The following is a 20,054-nucleotide window of genomic DNA, read 5'->3' on the forward strand; positions in this document are numbered from 1 at the left end:
TGTCATCAACATACATGAATAAGCAGCAGTTCGATGCACTCTTCCGGCGGTATATCGCCGAGGAATTATCAGACGAGGAACGCAAGGCCTTTTTTGCGCTTTTGGGTGACGCAGCGAAGCAAGATGAAATCCATGGTGCCATGCAAAGGTGGTGGGATGATACCGAGCGTTTCCAGGATATGCCGGTAGACGCCGATGGACGCCGCCGTATTCGCCAAGTGATGGAGCGTATTTCGCCTTCTCCGCCACGGAGGCTCATCAGGCCGTGGTGGCAGTGGGTAGCAGCGGCATGCTTGGTCTTGGTTGGTTTCTTCCTGTTTAGGAACAACTCCCCATCCGATCGCGAAACTGCATTGCAAACGCTGGCTGTACAAGAAATCACGGCATTACATGGCCAAAAGAAGCAGGTGCGCATGCCGGATGGTTCAGTCATCCACCTCAATGGAGGTAGTACCCTGCAGTATGACGATGGCTTCAATAAGTCTGTGCGCATGGTAAAACTGGTTGGTGAAGCATTTTTTGAGGTGACCCCGAATCCAGACAAACCATTTATCGTCAGCACAGCTCCACTGTACACCACTGTGGTGGGTACTTCATTCAATGTCCGCGCCCGGGAAGGCGACAGCGCCATCCACGTCGTGGTGACCGAGGGTTCCGTTCGGGTTGGTCAGCGCCCGGATTCGTTGGCCGATGAAAGGTCCCAAGTAATACTCTCCCCAAGTGAGCGATTTACGTACAAGAAAAAAAGCGGAGACGCAGCCATCGATCGGGTCAATGCATTGGCTGAATGGACAGCCTGGAAAGACGGCGTGTTGGTCTTCCAAAACCAGTCGTTTGAAGAGGTTGCCCAACTATTGGAAAGGTGGTACGGCGTCCAGGTTCGGTTCCGAAACGAACGGTTGAAGCGTTACCGGTTTACCGGTGAGTTTGTTAATCTGCCTATCAATAAGGTGTTAGACCTATTGCAAAGTAGCTCCGGGTTTACCTACACCTTGGAAGGCAAGCAAGTGTATTTACAATGAGTAAGGTATAAGTCAATGTTTAAGTTAACCAAAATAGAAAGACATGTACGGATGACAGGTTTAGCATAAGCAAAAAAGCCTCCGGCAAAGTGCCGGAAGGCCATGTGGTGAGGTGATGCCTGCGGTCTGGACAACGGTAGGGCACCACCCAACGATAAACGAGTTGAACAATAACCCATTAATCATTTGTCAAAAGTAATGAAAAGGAATGCATATATCCTTACAAAATATACGTTAATCATCATGAGATACAGTTCGCTGTTTGTCTTAGCCATCACATTGGGCAGTACGATGATACAGGCGCATCCGGTAGAGGCGCAAGGGCTTCATACGACTTTGATAACGTTGCAGGTAAGAAACAAAACGCTGCAGCAGGTCTTCAAGGAGATCGAACGGCAAAGCGATTATCGTTTTGTGTATAATAACGGGGCAATTCCCGAAAACCAAAAAGTAACCATCCAACAGGAGGCTACCATTGACGAGGTGTTGCAGGATCTAGCCCAACGCACACATACCCGATACAAGCAGGTTGGCAAGAACATTGTCGTAACCTACCAGCCGCCGCAGCAGCCGGGGCGCATATCGGGTAACGTGTCCGATGCAGAAGGCCAGCCATTGGGCGGAGCTAACATCAATATTGTAGGGCATGATCGGAGTTATCAAACCGATGGCGATGGTCATTATACCTTTAACATCGCTCCTGGCACGTACACGTTAGCTATTAGCTATATTTCCTATTTGACCAAGCACGAGCAAATCGAGGTTCAGGAAGGCCAATCCGTGCAACTCAATGTTGCGTTGCAACCCTCGCTCGACAACCTGGATGAAGTCATAGTCGTCGGATATGGAACACAACGCAAAGAAAGTTTAACAGGAGCAGTATCACAGCTGTCGTCCGCAGACTTGGAAGGCCGCGTGACGCCCAATGTGGTACGGTCAATACAGGGAATGATTCCTGGAGTAAATGTCTCCTTTGCGGACGGCAAACCCTCAAGGGGAGCGGTTCCCGTCATTCGGGGGGTGACTAACAGTATTGGTGCAGGAGGCAGTGCATTGGTGTTAATAGATGGTGCGGAAGGCAATATGACTGACGTTAATCCAGCCGATATCGAAACGATATCGGTATTGAAAGATGCTTCTTCTGCTTCGGTATATGGCGCCCGTGGAGCTTTTGGGGTCATTTTGATTACCACCAAGAAGGCCGATCAAGGAAGCACAAAAATCACTTATGATGGCAATTATTCGGTTAACTCCCGGACCGTGGTGCCGGAATTGGTCACTGACGGCTACCTTTGGACCACCAAGTTTTTGGAGGCTTATATCGGGAGCCGCGGTGTAGACCCCAATGCGATAAACAACGTGTTCCGGTTTGACCGAGCTTGGTATGAAGAGTTGGGCAGACGTTCACAAGACCCTAATGCCGAAACGGTGGGCATCGGTACCGACGGTTTGTACGATTATTACGGTAGTACCGACTGGCATTCGATAATATTCAAGGATAGTCATACTTCGCAGCAGCATAATCTGAGTGTATACGGAGGTAATGACCGGGCGAATTTTTACGTTTCGGGTAGGTTCTATGGCCAGGACGGCATATACAATGCCGGTAATGAAAATTTTAAGCAATACAACATTCGAGCGAAGGGCGAAATCAAAGTAAAACCATGGCTGACAATCGGGAATAATCTAGACGTTACAAAGATCAAATACCACCAGCCCATGGTCATGTATGACCGGCAACTTATTCAGCGACAGATGGAGCACCAGGCGTATCCCGTGACCGTAGAAAAGAACCCGGACGGGACGTGGACAGAAACCGCGGTCTACATCGGCTGGGCCGGATTTGTGGAAGGTACATCGTACCAGTATAATGATCGGCTCAACCTGCGGAATCGGACTAATTTCGAGTTGCGAGCTATCCCAGACGTGTTTACCATACGTGGCGACTTGACCTACGCCGCCGGAGCGTCTTTTAGGGACCGCTTGGAAAATCAGTATAATTTTTTTACGGGACCTCAAGCCATGGGTACCAGAAATACATTCAGCTCATTGGAAAACTGGCGATATGATGAAAACTATGTCGCAGGTAACCTGACGTTGGACTATACCCCGAACTTGGGAAGTGTCCATGACCTGAAATTGATGCTGGGCAGTAATATCGAAGAGCGATTGTACAAAACCCAGCAAACGTATAGAAGGGGATTGCTATATCCCGATTTGCCCAGCTTCTCGATGATGGATGGCACTTTTTACACAACAGCAAGCGGCGGCAATGAATGGGGGTTCTTGGGCGCTTTCTTCCGGGCGAATTATGGTTACCAGAATAAATACCTGCTGGAGTTGAGTGGCCGCTACGACGGGACATCCAAGTTTCCAAAAGATCAGCAATGGGGGTTCTTCCCTTCCGCATCGGCTGGATGGGTGCTTTCCAATGAGGAATTTCTGGCAAACGCTTCCTGGTTGACCAACCTGAAAGTCAGGGCATCGCTTGGCACGTTGGGCAATGGTCTTGTGGCACCGTATTCTTACTTGTCTACGATGGGCATTTCCCGGTCTTCAGTGCTCATCGGTGGAACACAGCAAAGCTACACGTCAGCGCCTAACCTTGTTCCCACAGGTTTGACCTGGGAAAAAGTAACCACCTATGACGTGGGACTTGACTTTTCGGCATTGAACAACCGATTGGATCTGGTCGTTGACTATTACGAAAAATACACCACCGATATGTATACGGTAGGGCCGACACTTCCCGCAGTGCTGGGCGTTACCGCGCCGAGAGGAAACAATGCAGATATGAAGACACGAGGATGGGAAGTGTCTATAGGTTGGCGGGACTCGTTCGGCCTCGCCGGAAAGCCATTCAACTGGAGTGTTAGAGGGATGCTCTGGGACAACCGCTCCTGGATTACCAAGTTTTACAACGCTACAGGACTCATTACTACGTACTACGAAGGGATGGAGTTGGGCGATATCTGGGGATTCAGGGTGGAAGGCTTGTTTTTTAATCAGCAAGAAATTGACAATCACGCCGACCAATCGTTTTTCTACAATACGGATAGCCGCATCACTGCACCAGGTGATTTAAAGTTTGCTGACCTAAACAATGATGGAGTCATTAATAGGGGTAACCAAACCCTTGACAACCATGGTGACATGGAGGTGATCGGAAACACAACTCCACGTTATCAGTTTGGCCTCAACCTTGATGCCAACTGGAATAACATCGGTTTCAGTATATTCTTGCAGGGAGTAGGCAAACGCGATTGGTACCCCGCAAGGGAATCGGCTTATTTCTGGGGACAGTACAATAGGCCTTACAGTTATCTGTTACAGGCCCACATGGGCAATAATGTGTGGTCGGAAGAAAACCCCAATCCCAACGCGTATTGGCCACGGTATCGGGCTTACATCGCGCAAAACAGTGTGGGTACGATGGCCTTGCCTAATGACCGGTATCTGCAAGACGTTTCTTATCTCCGGATCAAAAACATCACCCTCAGCTACACCTTGCCCAATCGAATTGCAGGGAAGTTAGGCCTCGCGGGGCTAAAGTTATATGCTACTGGGGAAAACCTATTCACATTTTCAAATTTGTTTAATGTGACGAAAAATTTCGATCCGGAAGTTATCGAGCCTGGAGATGCGGATTTCAGGAGTACAGCGGGCGCTGACGGCGATGGGTATAGCTACCCCATGCTGAAGACCGTGACCGTTGGTTTGAACATTACACTATAAATCAGGAAGACGTATTATCATGAGACATCTAATAACTATGCTTGCCGTTTGTGTTGCGACAAGTTCCTGTACCTCGGTATTGGAGAAAGACCCCTTTGATTCGATCAATTCGGATAACTTTTTCAAAACAGAAGCAGACCTCGAACTGTATGCCAATGGTTTCATCCAGCGGATGATTCCGGCCTGGGATGCCATCGTTTTTGGCGATAATTTTTCGGATATCGCTGCCACGAATGCATCCACGGTATACCTTACCGGCGCATGGACTGCGGACGACCAAGGGGGGTGGGGTGTTGGCAATTGGCAGGACCTGCGAAACATCAATTATTTTCTTGATCATATTGACAGGGCTGAAGTAAGCGATGAAATCAGGCAGCACTACGAAGGTGTGGGGCGATTTTGGAGGGCGTGGTTTTATTATGATAAAGTTCGCACATTCGGTGATGTGCCGTGGTATGAGCATGCATTAGATCCAGCCGACGAAACATTGTATAAGGGAAGGGACGCGCGCGAATTTGTCATGGCGAAAGTCCTGGAGGACCTTACGTATGCCGCTACCCATTGCGTGGCTACAAAGGACGCCAGTGCGTCCAACATCACGAAGTGGGTAGCCTTGGCGTTCAAAAGCAGGGTAGCGCTTTTTGAAGGTACCTACCGCAAATACCATACTGAACTCGGCTTAACGGCCACTGCCGATGGTTTACTGCAGGAAGCTGCCGTAGCTGCCAGGACGCTGATGGATGCAGGCGTATATACCTTAGTCAACTCATCCGCTAATTTGGAATCACAATATCGTAGCTTATTCACCAGTGAAACCATCAACAGTATGGAAGTGCTGTTGGCAAATAATTTTAATGATGCGTTGTCCCGTTGGCATAGTGCCACGTGGCATTACAACTCCGGTTCGGCTGCTGCGAGGACATCCTTGACTAAGCAATTCATCAATACTTACCTATACTTGGATGGATCACGTTTCACGGACCAACCCGATTATGATCGTATGGTGTTTGATGACGAGGTACACAACAGGGATTATCGGCTGAAGCAAACCATCAGGACGGCGGGCTATACCCGGACGGTCGGTGGCGTAGCCGGCACGCCTGTGGCACCCAACTTCGCTGTTACACTGACGGGCTATCACCCCATAAAGTGGAGCTTGGATCACGATCGCCATGATGGGAGTGCGAATAGCTATAATTCGCTGCCCATATTGCGATACGCCGAAGTATTGCTTAACTATGCCGAAGCGATGGCCGAGCTTGGCCAAATGGATGAAAGTGTCTGGAATACCACAATAAGGCCGTTGCGCGAACGAGCTGGTGTCGATGGAAGTGCCCCGGAGACCTATGACCCATACCTGCAAGCCTATTACTTAAATCAGACCAACGATAAATGGATATTGGAAGTGAGAAGGGAGCGAGGGATAGAGTTGGTGCTCGAAAGCTTGCGTTATGACGATATCATGCGGTGGAAGCTGGGTGAGTTGCTAACCAGACCGTGGCATGGATTATATGTTCCGGCGCTGGATCAACCCCTTGATTTGAATGCAGACGGTACGTATGATGTGGTCGTTTCCGCGGCTCCCTTGGCAGGAATCAACTACTATAATGTTGTCTTGGCCGATAGGTTTACGTTGACAGACGGAACACACGGTAACCTCATATATCATGTGGTGCGAAACTGGGAGGATAAGAAATACCTTCGTCCTATCCCTACATCTGCCATTACCGATAATTCCAATTTGTCGCAAAACCCGGACTGGTAGGGCTTTGCTAGCGAAACTGCTTCGCAGTTTCATGCTAAAGCAGTTTCGCGATTTTTGTTTTAAATTTACAACGATGCATCTATTAAATAAAATCTACTTGCAGCCAGGGCTACACATGCTCCTGACGGGCTTGGGTATGATCGCCGGCTGTGCCTGCGGCCAGAAAAGCGATGATGAACGGCTACGGCCACATTATCTCGAATTTTCTACCTCAGCGGAGTTGCATGCCTTTTTTGCTTATCGCCAAGACGCTGCACCGATTATCTCCGGTCACCGCGGCACCATTGAAGGGGGGATGCCCGAAAACTCCATCGCGGGCATGGAATATGTGTTAGCGCATACGCCAGCTATATTCGAGATTGATCCCCGGCTCACCAAGGATAGTATGATAGTGGTACTGCATGATGCAACGCTCGATCGGACAACCAATGGCACCGGCAACGTAGCAGACTACACCTGGCAAGAGCTGAAAAAATTGCGTCTGAAAGACCGAGAGGGGCGTATTACGCCTTATCGCATTTCAACCTTGGCTGAAATGATTCAGTGGGCAAGGGGAAAAACGGTACTCAACCTCGACAAAAAGGACGTTCCTTTGGCCATGACAGCCGATATCATTCGCCGATACCATGCCGATGCATTTGTGATGGTCACCGTGCATAACGCTGAAGATGCCAAGTTTTTCTATGATGACAACCCACAGCGTATGTTTTCTGCGTTTGTAACGACGCCAGCTGCTTTATTGGCTTACGAACGTGTGGGGATACCCACTTCCCAAATGATCGCATATATCGGCCCTGAAATCAAAGCATCCAACCAAGCGCTTTATCGCGTGCTCCACAGCAAGGGTATCCGTTGTATGATATCGGCTGCACCGAAGTACGACAAAATGGAGACTGTCGAGGAGCGCGCCAAAGCCTATCGGCAGATTAGGGAAGATGGCGCTACCGTGCTGGAATCCGATCTACCCACTGAAGTGGCGGAAGCTTTGCAAAATTAACCGCCACTTAACATTCGCATCGTAGCTTTGCTTCCGAAGCGATGGAAGCAATAGACGCCATATTACTTAGCCGCTTAGGCCAGGGAGATGCACATGCCTACACGGTATTGTTTGAGCGTTATTGGAAATTCCTCTATGCGGTAGCCTACCGTCGCCTGCAAGACGAGGAGCTCGCGCAGGACATTGTGCAGGAAGTGTTCATGCAAGTATGGGATAAGCGGGATAAACTTGCGCTGACGCCGGAATATATTGAATACTACCTGCTTAAGGCCGTCAAAAACAGGGTTATCAATCACTATACCTCCCAGCGGGCAAAAGCTGAAGCCTTGCAACGCGTCATGCACCGCATGGAGGCGGTCGTTGAAGAGTCGGCCTACCAGCCGAGCCGTTACCTCGAACTGGAACGCTTTCTTGACGAACAGGTGGAACAGTTACCGGACACCATGCGGGCTGTTTTTTTGATGCGGAGCGATAATCGTTCTATCCAAGAAATAGCCCAAAAACTACACATTGCTGAACAGACTGTAAAGAATCATCTCACGGAAGCCTCCCATAGGCTGCGTAGATCACTGCTTAAAAAGTTTTCGGACGAAGAGCTTGCAGGATTGATCATAGCTGTCGCGGTCTTAACAAACAATTAACATATTGTTCTTGCAAAATTAAGGTACTCGCGGCTGGTCGACTTGTATTCCATATAAACACGCGAAAGTAACGTCTGTGGACAAGAAACAATTTAGACGACTGTTGCGGGACTACCTCCACGACAAGTTAGATAGGGACCAAAGGAAGCGGGTAGACGAATGGTTTGATTCATTCGGGTACGGGCAGGATGTCGAACCGCTTCGTGATGAAGAAAAGGTAGACCGTATACACCAGGCGCTTGCAAGTCGTCTCCAAACGCACATAAAACCGCCACGACGGACAACCCGGCTTTATGGTTGGTTTCCCAAAGTAGCCGCAGCTCTACTGCTGACGCTCATGGCTGCTTGGTGGATATGGCGCCCGCACGAGCGACTTGAAAACCTTCAGGAGTTAAGTGCTGACCTGCCGCCATCATTTGACACCATACGCACTGATGCTGGCAGAATGAAGCGTGTGGTCTTGCCCGACCAGTCAGTGATATGGCTGAATGCCAGTACTCAAATCCATTACTCCAGCCGACACTTCGAGCAACACCGGGAATTAATCATCGACCATGGCGAAGCCTTTTTCGAGGTGACGAAAAATCCGGATAATCCTTTCATCGTACATTCGGGCGCTGTAAGTACCGAGGTATTAGGTACGTCGTTCAACGTAAAGAGTTACCCGGAGCTGGACTACGTCAGTGTACACGTTAAGACCGGACAAGTATCGGTTTCTGCACAAAACGGTAACCTGCTCGATACGGTTGCCGCCGGCCATGGCCTGAAATACCAAAAAGAAGGGAAAGCCTTCCAGGCAGACGATCGCTTTGCAGCCGATGCGGGAAGCTGGATGGAAGGGCGTACATTGCTGGATAATGCAACGTTTGCAGAGTTGGCCTTAGTCATGCAACACCGTTTTGGTGTGACGTTGCAGACCCGATTGCCCGAGGCTTCGCACTTTCGTTATACCATGACTATCCTGCAACAAACTCCGCTTGATGAAACCATGCGGCTCATCTGTGATATTCACCAAACTAATTATAGGAGGCAAGGAAATGAAATAACGATATACTAACTATCCACTAATTAAAAAGGGGGCAATGCCCCCCAAAAGTTTGCTGCCAGTCAACAGACCGCTAAATCAAGAGACTGGCCACAAGGAATCCGAATAATTAACTTAATCGAATGTACAAATATATGAATATAAGTGATAAGCTATTCCAGTTCATGATGAGAACATTTTTAATCATGGCTTCTTTCCTCACTTGCACACAGCTACTCTGGGCCTCCTATACCAGTGCTCAAGGGATGCAAGACAAGGTCAGCATCAACTTCAATACCGAAAGTCTTTCTGATGCGCTGCTGAAACTAAGCAAAAGCCTATCTGTGCAGATGGCTTACGATGCGACGGCATTGAAGCTGGCCGACCACACGGTACAAGCAAAGCGCTTCAGGGATACGGAAGCAGAGAAAATACTTCATTACTTATTGGCCAATACCGATATCACCTACATCGAAAGCGAAGCAGGGATCGTGCTCACCACCCAAGCGGCTGTACAGCAAATGGGCAGCATCAGTGGCCGCGTCACGGACGACCGTCAAGAGCCGCTGGCGGGAGCGACCATCCGGGTTGTCGAATTGGGCCGCAGTACGGTCTCCGATGCCAACGGTTACTTTTCCGTCAACGTCCGTCCGGGTACCTACACCGTGGAAGTCACTTACCTGGCCTACGGCAAAACCAGCCGGTCAGGCATCGTCGTCACTGGCAATCAACAGGTGGCGGTCGACTTTAGGTTGTCGGCTTCGTCGGATGAATTAAACGAAGTCGTGGTGACCGCGTTGGGCATTAAGCGGGAAGAGCGCTCATTAGGATATGCGGTAGGCCGGGTGAAGGGCGATGACCTGAGCCGGGTAGTCAATGACAACGTGCTTACCGGCATTGCCGGTAAGGTGCCGGGTGTTTCGATCAGTGCCACTGGGGGTACAGGGTCTTCAGTAAGCATGGTTATTCGTGGCGCCACGTCGTTAAACAACGACAACCAGCCCCTTTTTGTCATTGATGGGGTACCCGTGGCGAACACACTAAACAACATCGGGCAGATTGGTAGCGATAACCGGGTGGATTATGGCAATGCGATTGCCAACCTGAATCCGGACGATATTGAAGAAATTTCCATCCTGAAAGGACCGAGCGCCGCGGCGCTGTATGGGTCGCGTGCAGGTAACGGTGTGGTGCTCATCACCACGAAGTCCGGAAAGCATGCAGACAGGATGACCATTTCGGTGACCAGCAACACCGTCTTTGATGTGCCGTATAAATTCCTCGACATGCATTCTAAATTTGCAACGGGTGTGCTGCCGCTGACACCGGACAATCCATTGACGGGGGGTAGGCTCGTCATTGAAGAAGGATCTGCTGCCGGCATGGGGCCGGAACTCGATAAAGGGTACCTGGCTGTGCAATGGAACAGTCCGGTAGACGAAAACGGGAATAAAATTCCCACGCCACTGGTTTCTCATCCAAACAATGTCCGAAACTTTGTGCAAACCGGCATTACCTCCACAAATGGGATTTCGATTGCAAACAGCAACGGCCGGACAGACTACCGCATCTCCTATGCAAATATGAGCAACCGCGGCATCATCCCCAATTCAGACCTTTTCCGCAACTCGTTAAACATCAACTCTTCCGTTAAGCTCCATGAAAAAGTCTCGTTGGGCGCACAGGTAGATTTCAGCCGGAATAACTCCAATAACCGTCCGGCAAATAACCGAGGCGCCAATCCGATGGAATGGGCATATAAAGTGTCGCCACATATCGATATTCGGGATTTGCGAAACTATTGGGTAGAAGGCAGCGAAGGCGTGCAGCAGCTTTCGCAGGCGCCTGGAAACTACAACAATCCCTATTTCCTCGCCTATGAGGTCAACAACGCATTTGTACGTGATCGCGTGTTTGGAAACCTGCGTGCTGATTGGCAGATCACGCCCGAGCTGAGCTTCATGGCTCGCTATGCGCTGGATCTTTACAGTGAAGAGCGCGAATCTAAAATTCCGTTCAGCTACACGAACGAACCGCGGGGAGCCTATGGCATCATCAACCTCAGCCGCCAGGAGCAGAATGCCGATTTCCTCGCGTCATATAAAAAGACATTCAACACGTTCAATGTATTGGCTTCCGTGGGTGGAAATTTGCGTTACCAGCGCAATAGGGATGTCATGACGAAGACGAAGAATGAATCGGGATTGATTACCCCCGGTCTCTATGCGTTGAGCAACATCGCGCCGGCGAGCCTGGATTACAGCAGCTACCTCGCGGAAAAAGCGGTAAACAGCGTGTATGGGTTGGTAAACGTGGGATATCGCGATATGGTGTACCTGGATCTAACGGCCCGAAACGACTGGTCAAGTACGTTGCCGGTAGACAACCGTTCTTACTTTTATCCATCGGCCTCGCTGAGCTTATTGCTGGACAGGATGTTGAAGCTGCCCAGCCAGGTAAACCTGCTGAAACTGCGCGGTGGCGTTGCACAGGTGGGCAATGATGCGAATCCTTATCAATTAACCAATGTGCTTGGCAATGCCGGTGCATGGGGCGGAGAAGTAATTCAGCTCACGAAACCGGGTACCATGCTGACACCCACCTTAAAGCCGGAAAAAGCCACCTCCTATGAAGTCGGCTTGGACATTGCCGTCTTGCACAATCGGCTTCGGTTTGAAACAAACTATTACAAGGTGGAAAATGAAAACCAGATCATCCCAACTTTACTGCCCGGATCCAGTGGCTCTACCTCGATGAATGTCAATGCAGGGTTGCTCGCCAGCAGGGGCGTGGAAGTGGTCCTCGGCGGTACGCCGGTAAAAACGGCCAATTGGATGTGGGATATCAACCTCAATTGGTCGCGCAACCGTACCCGGATTGAACGGCTGAGCGATGGCATGGAGTTTTTTACCTTTTGGACAGAGGGGAGGGGCGGCGCCCGTACGTACGTCGGTGAGGAAATCGGCGACCTTTATGACTCCAAGCTGGTGACGGTGGAAGATCCCAACTCTCCGTACTATGGTTATCCCATTTTGAATGACCGTGGTTCATGGCAAGCGATACGCATCAACAATACCCGCAATAAAATCGGTAACTTCAATCCTGATTTTGTGATGGGTATACAGACGGCATTGACCTATAAACGCTTTACCCTCAATGCAGCATTTGACATGCGTTTCGGGGGTGACTTTATGTCCCAGACCTATCGGTACTCCGAGTCGGACCTTAAAACCCAGCGGTTTCTGGATAACCTGATTAACCCCAATGGACTCACAGGAGACGCCTTGCGCGACTACTTGGTAAACAATGATCTGGTGCGTGTCAAAGGCAATCGGTTCAACATCGTCGGCGGACCGACAGCCGAGTACGGCGCTTTCCCTTTAGTCATGGACGGAGTCAATTATGGCAATTTCGCCGTCTTCAATCCGGGTGTCATCGCCGTGTACAATGATGCAGGCGAAGTCGTTGACTACATAGAAAACCTTGGCGGCCCGGATACGAGGTATCTGCCATATGCAGATAATTATCCGTGGGACTACATGTTGGCCTCCACGTTTGACGCTTCCTATATCAAACTGCGTGAACTTTCGATCGGCTATGCTTTGCCCACCGCTTTCGCACAGAAACTGGGTATGCAAAACGCATCGCTATCTGTTTACACCCGCAACCTGATTTTGTGGACGAAGGCGAAGATAGGCGTCGACCCGGAAATGGCGTTCCAGCCAGAAAGCGGTGTGCAGGGCGGCGGTATCCAGTTTAAGCAAGGCATAGAACGGTATAACGTAACACCGTGGGCGATGCCTATCGGATTTAGGCTGGCGGTTACATTTTAAGGTTAATTACTTGGTTTAAAAACACAGCAATGAAGAAAATAATAGCTATCGTAGCACGATTTGGATGGGTGGTTGCACTGGTAGTCATCAGCGGGTGTAAGGATCTTACTGAATTGAATATCAATCCCAATGGAACCGATGAAGCCACGGTAAACCCCAATTTGATTATGCCTACGGTATTGACCGAAGCAGCAAAGCGGTACCTTGATTTAGGATTTCAGGATATCGCCGGTGTCGTGCAGCATACACAAAAGGACGCATGGGCGGGCTCGCACAATAATTATGAATGGCTGGGTAGCCAAAGTTGGAATGGAGACTACGGCATTCTGCGCAACAATGCGCTGCTGATGAAGCGAGCAGAAGAGGAAGGGATGGACTTCCATCGGGGAGTAGCGTTGGTGATGAAGTCATTTATGTTTGGTTTGATTACCGATTTATGGGGCGACGCACCGTATACACAAGCATTAAAAGCCGAGGAAGGAGGCGTGGTCAACCTATTGCCAGCCTACGATAGCCAGGAAACAATTTACCAGGGTATCCTTGCCGATTTGGAAACCGCAAACACCTTGCTTTCGAAGCCGGCGAGTGAATACCAGTCCGTATTGAGCAGCGCAGATGTCTACTTTGGCGGAGACCCCCATCTTTGGCGGCAGTTTGCTAACGCCCTCCAGCTGCGCTATTACATGCGCATCTCCGAAAAACTCCCGGAGGAGGCCAGGGCCGGTATTGAACGTATTGTGGCAAATCCCACACAGTATCCGCTCATTTCGTCGAGCAACCACGACGTCGCGATGTCGTACCGAGGCACATCCGCACTCGACTCATGGCCGTCCAACACATTTACGGATGTCAGTGGCAGCAATTACCGCCGTGTGAAGATGTGTGCCACACTGGTGGAGTACCTGCAGCAACGGCATGACCCACGCTTGGCCATTTGGGCAAAACCAGTGGAGATTCCTTTGGTGGTAAGCGACGCCTTCCCTGCCGGTACGGATGAAGTGGTCAACGGGAGACGGCACCTTTCACCCGACGTGGTGGCGGGAATCACAATAGATACAGACCCGGATTATGTCGGGTTGCCGCCGAGCCATTCGGCACTGCCGTCGGCATACAACCTCAATCCTACGCCTGGACAGACATCTTATAATCCACACGTCTCCTACCTCAACGAAATGTATATGGATGCGAGCGGCCCGTTGCTGAAGGCGCGGTTGCTCTCTGCCGCCGAAGTTTCGTTTATCCTGGCCGAAGCGGCGTGGAAAGGTTGGAATGTCGGCGATGCAGAAACGCATTATAACAACGGCATCCGGGCATCGCTGGAAAGCTGGACGGTAGGCAGCGCTTATGCAGACTACATCGCCGGCGCGGACGTATCGTACAACGGTACGCAACAACAGATCTTGGAGCAGAAATGGATAGCCAGCTGGACAGCTGCCACTGAAGCTTGGTTTGACTACCGCCGTACAGGATACCCGGCGCTCCAGGCAGGCCCGGCAGCCCTGAGATCCGTACTGCCCGTGCGCTTTTATTATATGCAAGATGAACTGAATATCAACCGGGCAAACGCCGAACAAGCATTGCAACGTCTCGAACGGACGGGATACTCACAAGCCGACGGTGAAAACAGTGCTTGGTCTAAGCCGTGGTTGCTTCAAGGTACAGGTAAACCTTGGTAATTGCAATATTCACATTATATTTGTTTGGCCGATAGGTCAGGATACTAAAAGAGAATGACACGAACGCATCGCAATAATCAACCTATCTGGATGGTCGCCCTGGCGGCCATCCTTTCATTTTCGATCACGAACCTTTTTGCGCAAAGCGCCATAACTCCTGAGACGGCGCTGCAACATTATGTAGATAAGCCAGATGCGACATACCGGTGGGAAGTCAAGGATTCGGTGCTCAACCCGTCAGCGACGGTTTATCAGCTGCTGTTGGTCTCCCAAACTTGGAAAGATACGGTGTGGACGCACCAGCTTTCCGTTGTCGTGCCGGAGCACGTGGAGCACAGCGGAGCACTGCTGTTCATCACGGGTGGCTCGGTGCGGGACGGCTTGCCACGTTGGAATGACAACCCCGAAGACCGGCAGCTGGCCGCTATGCGCATGATTGCTACAGCCAATCGCGCGGTCGTAGCTATACTGCGGCAAACGCCCAATCAACCGTTGTACGGCGGCCGCACCGAAGACGAGCTTATTTCCATGACCCTGCACCGGTATAAGCAAGACAAGGATTATGAATGGCCGCTGCTCTTCCCGATGGTGAAGAGTGCCGTCAGGGCCATGGATGCTGTGCAGGCGTTCACCGCTGGAAGGCTGACTGTGCCGGTGGATAAATTCATTATTTCCGGATTTTCCAAACGGGGATGGACCACATGGCTTACGGCCGCCGCCGATGGGCGTGTGGTTGCCATAGCGCCTATGGTTATCGACGTACTCAATATGCCGGTGAGCCTGCAGTACCAGATAGAAACCTGGGGCGACTACAGTGTGCAGATTCAAGACTATGTACGCTTGGGGATCCCGCAAAGCGCCACTACTCCCGATGGTCAGGAAATCACCACGATGGTAGATCCTTACGCCTACCGCAAATCGCTCACCATGCCCAAAATGCTGTTCATGGGCACTAACGATCCGTATTGGGTCGTCGATAATGTAAAACATTACCTGGACAGCATCCCCGGTGAAAACCGGCTCCACTATGTGCCCAATGCGGGGCACGATTTGGGTGATGGCCAGCAGGCAATGAAGGCATTAAGTGCGTTCGTAGGAACGACGTTGGGGAACTTGCCCTATCCGGAAACCGATTGGACGCTGAAGGCCAGACGCCGTAGGGCAAAACTCCGCGTGGCGGCCACCCCAGGGCAGCTGACCGATGTGGTGTTGTGGACCGCTACGTCTACCGATAAAGATTTCCGCGATGAGCAATGGACGAGTACGTCATTGGGGATCCAGGGCAAACCGGCCATTAAGCTTAACCTCCCCGCGCCGTCCGAAGGATACCAAGCGTATTACGTAGATCTCAAATACCAAAGCCCCGTAGGCGGCGAATACACCCAGAGTACGCGGGTGTTTGTATTCGGGCCGAACGGGATATTATAAAGACATATAAACTAAACGTTCACCATCATGAATAGATTCGTAAAACCGTTGACCCAATTGGCGCTGACTTTTGCGCTTGGATACGCCTGGCTTCCCGGCGCTTGGGCACAGCAATTTGAGCCGGGTGCATACCCTGATCGGGTGGTACTCACCTGGTCAGCCGACCCAACAACCACCCAGACGGTCACCTGGCGTACGGATGCATCGGTCACAGGTGCCAAAGCGCAGGTGCGGCTTGAAGACGGAACACCCGATTTAGAAACCGACGCCGTGGAGTACCCCGCCGAAACGCGCCCGTTCACAGGACAGGAAGGGCGGGAAGATCGCTACCATCATGTAACGTTCACCGGACTGAAGCCCGCTACGGTATATGTATACCGCGTGGGGGATGGCACGCACTGGAGTGAGTGGTTTCAATTCCAGACAGCCGCTGCCGGCCCTGAGCCGTTCTCGTTTATTTATCTTGGCGATGCCCAAAATGACATCAAATCAAGATGGTCCAGGGCCATCCGCCAGGCGTTTCGCCAGCAGCCTGATGCGCGGTTTATCATCCATGCGGGCGACCTCATCAACCGGTCGAATACCGATGCTGAGTGGGGCGAGTGGCACTATGGTGCAGGGTTCATCCATTCGATGATTCCAGCCCTGCCCGTCCCGGGCAACCATGAGTATTTCCGGGATGCCCAGGAAAAACCCGCACTTGATCCGCATTGGGCCGCCCAGTTTACGCTACCGCGAAACGGTCCAGCGGGACATCAGGAATCCGTCTACTATGTCGATTATCAAGGCGTGCGGCTCATTGGTCTTAACTCACAGCAGATGGGCGTAGAAGAAGGCTCCTTTGATACCCAAGTAGCCTGGCTCGAAAAGCTGTTGCAAGACAATCCGCAGCGATGGACGGTGGTTTTCTTCCATCATCCGCTGTATTCGACCTCCAAAAACCGCAGTGATGATAATAAGGAAGCGAAAGCACGGCTTAAGGCATTGTTTGACCAGTATGGGGTCGATCTGGTATTTCAGGGGCATGACCATACCTACGCGCGTGGCAAGGGGCCAAACGCAACAGCGTCGGGACCCGTTTATGTCCTGTCTGTCGCTGGCCCTAAAATGTACAAATCAGACTCCGAACGGTGGATGGATGTCTCCTTGGTAGATACCCAGCTTTACCAAACTGTACAGGTGGCTGGCGACAAGTTGCAGTACAAAGCCTATAATGTGGCTGGCAAGCTTGTAGATTCGTTTGAATTGACCAAATAAAAACGAGATGAATAAACTCAATTATCTTTGTTTGGTTGCGCTTGTGCTGTTGGCCTTTTCGGAAACAGGTGTTGCGCAGCAATCACGCGCAGACTCCATACTGACGGTCTTCCACACACAACCTCAAACCGTGCTGGTAGCCGCTCATCGTGGAGCCCATCACCAGTTTCCCGAAAATTCATTGGCGGCCATGGGAGCGGCTATTAAAGCAGGGGCGCACATCCTTGAATTGGATGTACGTGAGACGCAGGACGGCGAGCTGGTCGTTTTGCATGACAAAACCGTAGACCGTACCACTGACGGGAAGGGGGAAGTGGCGTCGCTGACCTACGACGACGTGCGGCGATTGGTGCTTACCCATCGCGGGACGCCTACCGAACATCGTGTGCCAACATTCAAGGAGGCGCTGCTCCGGTGCAAAGATTCCATCCTGGTGGATATTGACTTCAAGGCAGAGAGCGAAGAGGCTGCCATGAAGGTATGTCAGGTAGTAGCAGAACTGGGCATGGAAGAGCAAGTGCTTTTCTTTCTGTACGACTACAGGCAGATGCCACGCCTGCACGCTTTTAATCCACGCATAAAGGTGATGCCGAGGGCGTATAGTCCCGCAGATTTGGCTGCGATATCAGCCATGAATATCGCGACCATCATCCACATCGACGACAGCTATTACGATGCTGCGCTGATCGAGCCGTTGGTAAAAAAAGGAATCCGTATATGGGCAAACACGTTGGGGCAAGTCGATCAACAGAAAGAAGAAGGCTATGCTTTGTTTTTTAAAGATATGGCCCTGGTCAATGTCGTTCAAACGGATCAGCCGGAAGCGATGGTAGCATTCCTCCGAAAAAACCAAACCAATTGATTCACGTATGTATCAACAAAAAAAACAGCCGTTATGTCGGGCTATTACATTGCCCGTTGTCTTGTTGCTTTTAGTAGGGGCGTGTAAGTCCCCCATACCGGACCGCTCAGTGGCTGAGACGATGGATGCCATCGTCTCCCGGCTGTACGCCCAATACGAGGCCGATAAGCTGGACACCATCGGGGAAGCGTTTGTCCTGGATTTTATCACCCCGGAAGAACGTGACGTATTGGCCACGAATTATTGGCAATTTCAGGTGAATGTACCCGTCGTGGTATCGCTCATGCGTGACACCGCCCAATCGCGGCCGCCTTTTTGGTTGGAATCATCGGGCTTCAAAAAGACGGACATGCTGGTTAAGAATGAATTGTACACCTACGAGGTTTGGCAAAAAAAGTTTCCAGCAGGAGAAATCAAGCTCGGCATCAACGGCTTTGATAAGCATAGACCGGTATATTTTGTGAGTGTGGCGCCCCAGGATGCCACGGTACAGCTAACCATTGAACCTGTTTTTCCCGCGGTGCAGCATATCGATACCTTGGGTATCGGTTCGTTTACGTACCACGATTGGGACGGGCTTACGCTTGCAGCGGTGCCGGAGGTGCTCCGTGGCCAGTTGCTGCTGACCACGATCCGCGGCCGTGCACGTGAGGCCCACCTCGTCCGGGCATTCCGGAAGACGGATTTTCCTGCCCGTGGTGAGGCCGATCAGCTCGCGTTGACGTTGGGCGAAGACCCATCGTCAGCCATGACCGTACAATGGCGTACCGACACCACCATAAAAAGCGCGTGGGTAGCTTACTGGCAGACTAATTACGGCGATACCGCCACGCAACAGGCTGTGGTAAACCGGCTGGAAGATCGCTTGTTAATCAACGACCGCTACAATCACCGGTTCATGGCCGAGCTCAAGGGCTTATCGCCCGGTAGCAGCTATCAATATCAAATCCACAGTGAATCGGGCGCTATATCGGATGTATTTCAGTTTGCGACGGCACCCTTGGAGGATACTTTTTCCTTCAATTGGTTCGGCGATACCCACAACGACCCCGCAGCAGGCGATCTGATTAAGCTTGCGTATGGACAGGATTCGACCGCCGCATTTAGCCTTTGTTCGGGCGATTTAGTCAATACGGGCCTTCACCGCAATGATTGGGATAAGTTCTTCCATGTTGCGGGCCATGTGTTTGCCAAACAGCCATTGATGGCCGTGCCAGGCAACCACGACAGTCAAGACGGTCTCGGCGCTTCGATGTTTCAGGCATTGCTTGATTACCCGGCTAATGGACCTAAAGGGTTCCCCGCCGGGCTCACGTATTCCTTCAACTATAAAAACGCCTTGTTTGTCATGATTGATGCGGCAAGTTTCCCGGTAGCCGAACAAACCCGCTGGCTGGAGGAGACCCTCGCTTCATCGGCAGGGACATGGAAATTCGTTGTGTTCCATTTTCCGCCTTATAACGAAGTGGAGCCCTATCCGGAAATCGTCAGCCAATGGGTGCCCTTGTTCGAGAAATATAAGGTGGATATCGTGATGGGCGGCCATTTCCATTATTACCTACGGACGCAACCGCTGAAAGGAAACAGGCCTGATGAACACGGTGTGACCTACTTGATTTCGGTAGCAACCGCGGCGGCCCGCGAAGCGAAAGATAAGCAGCCGTTCGTGGCCAGGCGTATCGAAAATGGTAATTTTTATCAACATTTTCGCATTGAAGGACGCCAGCTTACGTATACCTGCCATGGTGCGGATGGCTCAGCACAGGATAGGCTGATCATCAAAAAGTAGACCGCGGAAAGGTTGTGTCGCCCAT

At 51.1% G+C, this 20,054-nt stretch carries 12 protein-coding genes; all 12 read left to right on the forward strand.

What is annotated here, in order from left to right; genetic code table 11:
* Nucleotides 1-14: 14 nt before the first annotated feature.
* Nucleotides 15-1,022 carry a FecR family protein gene (locus JHJ32_RS02530; protein WP_200119636.1) on the forward strand — a complete coding sequence of 336 codons (1,008 nt, stop codon included), beginning with the start codon at nucleotides 15-17 and terminating at the stop codon, nucleotides 1,020-1,022.
* 243 nt (nucleotides 1,023-1,265) lie between these two features.
* On the forward strand, nucleotides 1,266-4,757 hold the full coding sequence (locus JHJ32_RS02535) for a SusC/RagA family TonB-linked outer membrane protein (protein WP_200119638.1): 3,492 nt from the start codon (nucleotides 1,266-1,268) through the stop codon (nucleotides 4,755-4,757).
* A 19-nt stretch (nucleotides 4,758-4,776) separates the two neighbouring features.
* Entirely contained in the window at nucleotides 4,777-6,522 is a 1,746-nt protein-coding gene (locus JHJ32_RS02540) for a RagB/SusD family nutrient uptake outer membrane protein (protein ID WP_200119641.1), read from the forward strand.
* Nucleotides 6,523-6,595: 73 nt separating this feature from the next.
* The gene (locus JHJ32_RS02545; protein WP_233632436.1) at nucleotides 6,596-7,519 is read left to right on the forward strand and encodes a glycerophosphodiester phosphodiesterase family protein; all 924 of its coding nucleotides are present in this window, start codon (nucleotides 6,596-6,598) and stop codon (nucleotides 7,517-7,519) included.
* A gap of 41 nt (nucleotides 7,520-7,560) precedes the next feature.
* Nucleotides 7,561-8,160: an RNA polymerase sigma factor gene (locus tag JHJ32_RS02550; RefSeq protein ID WP_200119643.1), complete on the forward strand. Its 600-nt coding sequence runs from the start codon at nucleotides 7,561-7,563 to the stop codon at nucleotides 8,158-8,160.
* A gap of 76 nt (nucleotides 8,161-8,236) precedes the next feature.
* Entirely contained in the window at nucleotides 8,237-9,217 is a 981-nt protein-coding gene (locus JHJ32_RS22770; RefSeq protein WP_200119645.1) for a FecR family protein, read from the forward strand.
* A gap of 152 nt (nucleotides 9,218-9,369) precedes the next feature.
* A complete protein-coding gene (locus tag JHJ32_RS02560; RefSeq protein ID WP_233632437.1) occupies nucleotides 9,370-13,017 on the forward strand; it encodes a SusC/RagA family TonB-linked outer membrane protein in 3,648 nt (1,215 codons plus the stop codon).
* A gap of 29 nt (nucleotides 13,018-13,046) precedes the next feature.
* Entirely contained in the window at nucleotides 13,047-14,693 is a 1,647-nt protein-coding gene (locus JHJ32_RS02565) for a SusD/RagB family nutrient-binding outer membrane lipoprotein (RefSeq protein WP_200119647.1), read from the forward strand.
* Between the two features lie 54 nt (nucleotides 14,694-14,747).
* Complete coding sequence (locus JHJ32_RS02570; RefSeq protein ID WP_200119649.1) at nucleotides 14,748-16,121, forward strand: PhoPQ-activated pathogenicity-related family protein; 1,374 nt, start codon at nucleotides 14,748-14,750, stop codon at nucleotides 16,119-16,121.
* 27 nt (nucleotides 16,122-16,148) lie between these two features.
* Nucleotides 16,149-17,378: a metallophosphoesterase family protein gene (locus tag JHJ32_RS02575; RefSeq protein ID WP_200119650.1), complete on the forward strand. Its 1,230-nt coding sequence runs from the start codon at nucleotides 16,149-16,151 to the stop codon at nucleotides 17,376-17,378.
* Nucleotides 17,379-17,385: 7 nt separating this feature from the next.
* Complete coding sequence (locus JHJ32_RS02580) at nucleotides 17,386-18,240, forward strand: glycerophosphodiester phosphodiesterase family protein (protein ID WP_200119653.1); 855 nt, start codon at nucleotides 17,386-17,388, stop codon at nucleotides 18,238-18,240.
* Nucleotides 18,241-18,349: 109 nt separating this feature from the next.
* Nucleotides 18,350-20,029 carry a fibronectin type III domain-containing protein gene (locus tag JHJ32_RS22775; RefSeq protein ID WP_370584457.1) on the forward strand — a complete coding sequence of 560 codons (1,680 nt, stop codon included), beginning with the start codon at nucleotides 18,350-18,352 and terminating at the stop codon, nucleotides 20,027-20,029.
* The last annotated feature ends 25 nt before the right edge of the window (nucleotides 20,030-20,054 follow it).

Origin of the sequence: Parapedobacter sp. ISTM3 (genome assembly GCF_016533505.1) — a bacterium.
In the GTDB taxonomy this organism is placed as follows: domain Bacteria; phylum Bacteroidota; class Bacteroidia; order Sphingobacteriales; family Sphingobacteriaceae; genus Parapedobacter; species Parapedobacter luteus.

Bases quoted from the DNA above. Each gene is read 5' to 3' on its own strand.
- JHJ32_RS02580 (WP_200119653.1), top strand. From the start codon at position 17,386: ATGAATAAACTCAATTATCTTTGTTTGGTTGCGCTTGTGCTGTTGGCC.
- JHJ32_RS02570 (WP_200119649.1), top strand. From the start codon at position 14,748: ATGACACGAACGCATCGCAATAATCAACCTATCTGGATGGTCGCCCTG.
- JHJ32_RS02575 (WP_200119650.1), top strand. From the start codon at position 16,149: ATGAATAGATTCGTAAAACCGTTGACCCAATTGGCGCTGACTTTTGCG.
- JHJ32_RS02545 (WP_233632436.1), top strand. From the start codon at position 6,596: ATGCATCTATTAAATAAAATCTACTTGCAGCCAGGGCTACACATGCTC.
- JHJ32_RS02540 (WP_200119641.1), top strand. From the start codon at position 4,777: ATGAGACATCTAATAACTATGCTTGCCGTTTGTGTTGCGACAAGTTCC.
- JHJ32_RS02550 (WP_200119643.1), top strand. From the start codon at position 7,561: ATGGAAGCAATAGACGCCATATTACTTAGCCGCTTAGGCCAGGGAGAT.
- JHJ32_RS02560 (WP_233632437.1), top strand. From the start codon at position 9,370: ATGATGAGAACATTTTTAATCATGGCTTCTTTCCTCACTTGCACACAG.
- JHJ32_RS02530 (WP_200119636.1), top strand. From the start codon at position 15: ATGAATAAGCAGCAGTTCGATGCACTCTTCCGGCGGTATATCGCCGAG.
- JHJ32_RS02565 (WP_200119647.1), top strand. From the start codon at position 13,047: ATGAAGAAAATAATAGCTATCGTAGCACGATTTGGATGGGTGGTTGCA.
- JHJ32_RS02535 (WP_200119638.1), top strand. From the start codon at position 1,266: ATGAGATACAGTTCGCTGTTTGTCTTAGCCATCACATTGGGCAGTACG.